The organism is Sporomusa sp., assembly GCF_057736855.1.
This window is the reverse complement of the sequence record NZ_JBYKYF010000246.1, coordinates 1-4,712: the sequence shown is the minus strand read 5'-3', so window position 1 is coordinate 4,712 and position 4,712 is coordinate 1. Positions and strand designations below refer to the sequence as shown.

The 4,712-nt window shown below is 40.2% G+C and carries 7 protein-coding genes; 6 read left to right on the top strand and 1 reads right to left on the bottom strand.

The genetic code is table 11. From position 1 onward, the window contains the following. The first annotated feature begins 32 nt into the window (after window positions 1-32). The 3 genes from hfq to AC29Z1_RS13750 all read left to right on the top strand — a co-directional run bounded on the left by hfq (window position 33) and on the right by AC29Z1_RS13750 (window position 2,222). Window positions 33-293: an RNA chaperone Hfq gene (gene hfq, locus AC29Z1_RS13760; protein WP_488272026.1), complete on the top strand. Its 261-nt coding sequence runs from the start codon at window positions 33-35 to the stop codon at window positions 291-293. A gap of 250 nt (window positions 294-543) precedes the next feature. Further along, entirely contained in the window at window positions 544-1,335 is a 792-nt protein-coding gene (spo0A, locus tag AC29Z1_RS13755) for a sporulation transcription factor Spo0A (RefSeq protein ID WP_488272025.1), read from the top strand. 221 nt (window positions 1,336-1,556) lie between these two features. Then, entirely contained in the window at window positions 1,557-2,222 is a 666-nt protein-coding gene (locus AC29Z1_RS13750) for a CpaE/TadZ family protein (RefSeq protein ID WP_488272024.1), read from the top strand. 181 nt (window positions 2,223-2,403) lie between these two features. On the opposite strand, the gene AC29Z1_RS13745 is transcribed toward AC29Z1_RS13750, so the two are convergent. Further along, window positions 2,404-2,529 (bottom strand): hypothetical protein, encoded by a 126-nt coding sequence (locus tag AC29Z1_RS13745; RefSeq protein ID WP_488272023.1) that lies wholly within the window; start codon window positions 2,527-2,529, stop codon window positions 2,404-2,406. 74 nt (window positions 2,530-2,603) lie between these two features. Here AC29Z1_RS13745 and AC29Z1_RS13740 point away from each other — a divergent pair, with 74 nt between their 5' ends. The 3 genes from AC29Z1_RS13740 to AC29Z1_RS13730 all read left to right on the top strand — a co-directional run. After that, on the top strand, window positions 2,604-3,143 hold the full coding sequence (locus tag AC29Z1_RS13740; RefSeq protein ID WP_488272022.1) for an NUDIX hydrolase: 540 nt from the start codon (window positions 2,604-2,606) through the stop codon (window positions 3,141-3,143). Between the two features lie 3 nt (window positions 3,144-3,146). Further along, complete coding sequence (locus tag AC29Z1_RS13735; protein WP_488272021.1) at window positions 3,147-4,334, top strand: endonuclease Q family protein; 1,188 nt, start codon at window positions 3,147-3,149, stop codon at window positions 4,332-4,334. A 69-nt stretch (window positions 4,335-4,403) separates the two neighbouring features. Next, a partial coding sequence (locus AC29Z1_RS13730; protein WP_488272020.1) for a stage II sporulation protein M occupies window positions 4,404-4,712 on the top strand: 309 nt, incomplete at its 3' end.

Here is a 4,712-nt window from a genome sequence, read left to right as displayed (position 1 = left end):
AAGAGTAGAACATGGATACGGAGGGGTTTCATTTGACTAATAAAGTCATTAATCTGCAAGACAGTTTTTTAAATCAAGTACGAAAAGAAAGCGTGCCGGTAATTATATATCTGGTTAATGGATTTCAGCTACGTGGTGCCGTAAAAGGTTTTGACAATTTTACTGTTATCATTGAAAATGAAGGGAAACAGCAATTAGTTTATAAGCATGCAATTTCAACTGTGACTCCGTTTCGCCCTCTTTCAGTCAATTTGCAAGAAAAAAAAGAGGAACTTGTTAAAACTGAAAAGTAAATTAACCCATGTCTTGCAGTACTCCAAGCCGATGCCTGGAGTACTTTTTCATAAAAATCGATATAACCGAGATAGTGGCAAGTTGTGCTTGTCATAAAATCTTTAAATCATATATAATTAAAATAATATTTAGAATATAATCAAAAAAAATAAATGGTTTTTTTTGCCAATGCAGGAAGGAACTGGCGTGGTTTTGTCGAACATGTTGTAATATGGCTTATATATTAAGATATTTGCAGGGAGGATGCCAATGGTAACGCTTAACGGAACAATCAAAGTAGCTATTGCTGACGACAACAAAGAGTTCTCGGAAATTCTTCAGGAATGTCTTAACCGAGAGTCTGATATTGAGCTAGTCGGTGTAGCTTATAACGGAGAGCAAATGTTATCTATTATCGAAGAAAAATCTCCGGATGTGATAGTTTTAGACATTATCATGCCGCATTTGGATGGGATTGGCGTTTTAGAACGCATTAACGCTTCTACTAACAAACGCCCCAAAACTATCATGTTGACTGCATTTGGTCAGGAAAACATTACTCAGCGAGTCGTTGAATTAGGCGCGGATTATTATGTATTAAAACCATTTAACATGGATGTGCTTATCAGCCGAATTAGACAACTAGCTGGAACTGTTGTTAATGATCGGCCGATTACTGCTGCTGCTACTGTACCGATAGTCAAATCACGGCCCATAGACGTAGAGGTTACCAATATTATTAGAGAAATTGGGATTCCGGCACATATAAAAGGCTATCAATATCTTCGTGATGCCATAATGATGATTGTTGCTGAAGTAGAATTGTTGGGAGCCGTTACTAAAGTTCTTTATCCGATGATTGCTGAAAAATATTCTACTACTCCTAGTCGGGTTGAACGGGCTATCCGACACGCCATTGAAGTAGCGTGGAATCGGGGTAATATTGACATGATTAATAAGCTGTTCGGATATACTATTAAGCTGGACAAAGGCAAACCAACCAATTCTGAATTTATGGCCATGATTGCTGATAAATTACGCATGGAAATGAGAGCTAGCTAGCCACTAATCAGCCCTCTGGACAATACGTCTGGAGGGTTAATTTCGTTTGCAGGATTTTTTAACCAGGCAATGAATAAATAACAATGTTATTAAAAAGCGTGGAGGAAGGGGATGCAGGAGTATAAAATCGTTGCTAATTATCCAGGTTAGTTGATGGAGCGTTGTGGATTGTTGTGGCCAAAAGGCACCGAAAGTATATGAATAACAGATAAGGAAAAGATATGAGAGGTAAACGCATAACAATTTTTGTCGGAGAATTTGGCAGCGGCAAAACAGAGTTAGCTGTCAATTATGCTTTACAATTAAAAGAAAAGGGAATAGCTACAGCAATTGTCGATATGGATTTGGTGAAACCGTATTTTAGGATAAGGGAAAACCGTGAGCTGTTAGAAAAAAACGGAATCCGAGTAATAGCTCCTGAACCGCGGTTGGCGCAGGCGGATTTACCGGTATTACCTCACAATATCGTTAGCGTGCTTTCCCAAACCGATATCCATGTAGTCATAGATGTTGGCGGTGGAGAATCTGCCATTGTTTTAGGACAACTTAACCGATATTTGAGTCAAGATGCTTACCAAGCCTTACTGGTTATAAATACCAAGCGGCCCTTTACCAATGATGTTCAGAGCATTATTCACATCTTGAAACGTATCGAACAAGTTTCACGACTTAAAATCAGCGGTATGGTTAATAATACTAATCTTGGGCCGGAAACAACAGCAGAACATGTTTATCAAGGCCAAGTTATTGTCGAAGCAGCCGCCCGACAACTTTCTTTACCTGTTACTTGGGCAGTAGTACCTGAATGGCTGGAAACAAGCGTCCAAAGCAATATACCTCTGTTTGTTATGAAACCTTATACGCAATATCCTTGGATGATGGAATAGATAAAAGACTGGGCTTGTGTTGAGTCTTAAGAATTTCATTGCTATGCCTATTCTGGCGAAATCAATACTTGATACTATCCAGCAGGCGCGTCGCGGCAGAAGTCTTAGTTGTTTTTATGACAACAGAATTTCATTATAAATTCTGGTAGACTCAAAAACCGTGGCATAACCACGGTTTTCTTTACTGCATATTTTTGACGATGACTTCTCGCAGCGTTCTATAATGTTTGCTTAACTTTTGCAGCTCTTTCACTATATCTTTCATGTTTCCGATGAAATACAGTCCGTTACAGACAATGATTTTCATAAAAAACATTCCTCCTTATGGAGGTAATATATGATAAGTGCTGGTAATATATACCATGATTGGAGGTAGCGTTTATGCTCAATAACGAAATTGATTTGTGTGAGAAACCTTTACATTCAACCCGCTTGTTTGAAGGGAAAATCATTAATGTAAGAAAAGATGAAGTATTACTTCCCAATGGACGTACCGCAACCAGGGAAGTAGTCGAACACCCTGGGGCCGTTGCTGTTGTGCCTATAACCAAAGAGGGACAGGTTATTTTAGTACGTCAATTTCGGCACCCTATTGGCAAAATTATTCTCGAAGTTCCGGCAGGTAAGCTTGATCCTGCTGAAAGGCCCGAAAGCTGTGCTCTGAGAGAACTGGCTGAAGAAACCGGTTTTGTTGCTAATAAACTGCATAAACTGACATCCATGTATACAACTCCGGGATTTTCCAATGAGGTTATACATCTTTATCGAGCTGAAGACTTAGTCGAATCTGACCAACAACCTGATGAGGATGAATTTATCAAAATTGAAAAGTATACCCCTGAACAGATCCGGAAGATGATTGCTAATGGTGATATTTGCGATGCCAAAACGTTGGTGGCGTTGTGTCTGGCTGGGATATAGAGCATGCAAAATCAATATTTTGCTGATTTACATATTCATGTCGGTATAAGTGAAAGTGGTAAATGGGTAAAAATTCCCACATCCCGCCGTTTGACCGTACGTGAAATTTTACATGAGGCTGCCGGACGAAAAGGTATGGATATTGTTGGCATAGTAGATGCATTATCACCCTTAGTGCTTGCGGATATTAAAAAGCTTGTATCAGAAGGCTTGCTTGTACCAGTTAGCAATGGTGGCTATCTCTACAAGCAGCATATGCTGTTGGTTCTTGGCGCTGAGATCGAAACCAGGGAAACCAATGGCGGATTGGCACATACTTTGGTGTTTATCCCCGATATGGAAACTATGACGGCGTTTTCTGCATATATGAGCCAGTTTATACGTAATATCAATCTTAGCTCGCAGAATGCCCACATGCCATTACAACAACTAGTTCGTATTGCCAGCAGTTTTGGTGCACTCATTGTGCCGGCCCATGTTTTTACGCCGCATAAAAGTTTGTATGGCGTGTGTTGTGATAAACTTTCCTATATTTTAACTGATAAAGAAATGAGTCAATTGGCGGCAATTGAACTGGGGCTTAGTGCTGACACCGATATGGCCGATCGAATTGACGAATTGCGTGATTATACATATCTAACGAATTCAGATGCTCACTCACTGGACAAAATTGCCCGGGAGTATAATATTTTTGGCATGGAAGCCCTGTCTTTTGCAGAAATAGCCAAAACGCTGTCCCGTACTGGCGGACGACAGGTAATAGCCAATTATGGTTTAGATCCTCGGCTGGGGAAATACCATCATACTTTTTGTTTAAACTGTGCTTTTACAGATACCTCTGGGTTGACAGGCTGCTGCTGCCCGCAATGTGGTAGCAGTAGCCTGGTAAAGGGTGTGTTTGACCGAGTTAATGAAATAGCCGACTATCCTGAACCTCGCCATCCTGCTCACCGTCCACGCTATGTTTATCAAATTCCTTTGGAGTTTATTCCTGGGCTCGGCAAGAAAAATATGACCAAATTACTAGACGCATTCGGCACAGAAATGAATATTTTACATTATGTCACCTATGAAGCACTGGCTAACGTAGTTGGCACTAAAATAGCCGATCTGATTATCAGTGCCCGTACAGGTGCGGCAGCTATTGCTGCCGGTGGTGGCGGCATATATGGACGGATGGTCAAAATGTAGTGGACAACAAGGTCTAAACAGTTTTAGCAGAACATATATTGTAGCAGGTACTGGCAGGGAGGTACATGCATGCTAAAACTGCTTCGCAAACATGTTGTCGAGTATATCCGCGCGAATATTGTTGCCTATTTTTTTATGATCCTTATATTCATTATTGGAATAGTTCTTGGCGCTATGGCTGTAAAAACATTGCCAGACGAGCAAAAAAGTGAACTTATCGGCTATTTACAGGTGTTTTTTCAGGGATTAATCGGGCAGCAGGATGGAAATACTGACACCCATACCTTATTAACCAGCGTAATGTGTAATAATATTAAAATGATTGGTGTTATGTGGCTTTTGGGTTTTACTATTGTCGGTATACCGTTTGTTTTGTTT

Bases quoted from the DNA above. Each gene is read 5' to 3' on its own strand.
- spo0A (WP_488272025.1), top strand. From the start codon at position 544: ATGGTAACGCTTAACGGAACAATCAAAGTAGCTATTGCTGACGACAAC.
- AC29Z1_RS13750 (WP_488272024.1), top strand. From the start codon at position 1,557: ATGAGAGGTAAACGCATAACAATTTTTGTCGGAGAATTTGGCAGCGGC.
- AC29Z1_RS13745 (WP_488272023.1), bottom strand. From the start codon at position 2,529: ATGAAAATCATTGTCTGTAACGGACTGTATTTCATCGGAAACATGAAA.
- AC29Z1_RS13740 (WP_488272022.1), top strand. From the start codon at position 2,604: ATGCTCAATAACGAAATTGATTTGTGTGAGAAACCTTTACATTCAACC.
- AC29Z1_RS13735 (WP_488272021.1), top strand. From the start codon at position 3,147: ATGCAAAATCAATATTTTGCTGATTTACATATTCATGTCGGTATAAGT.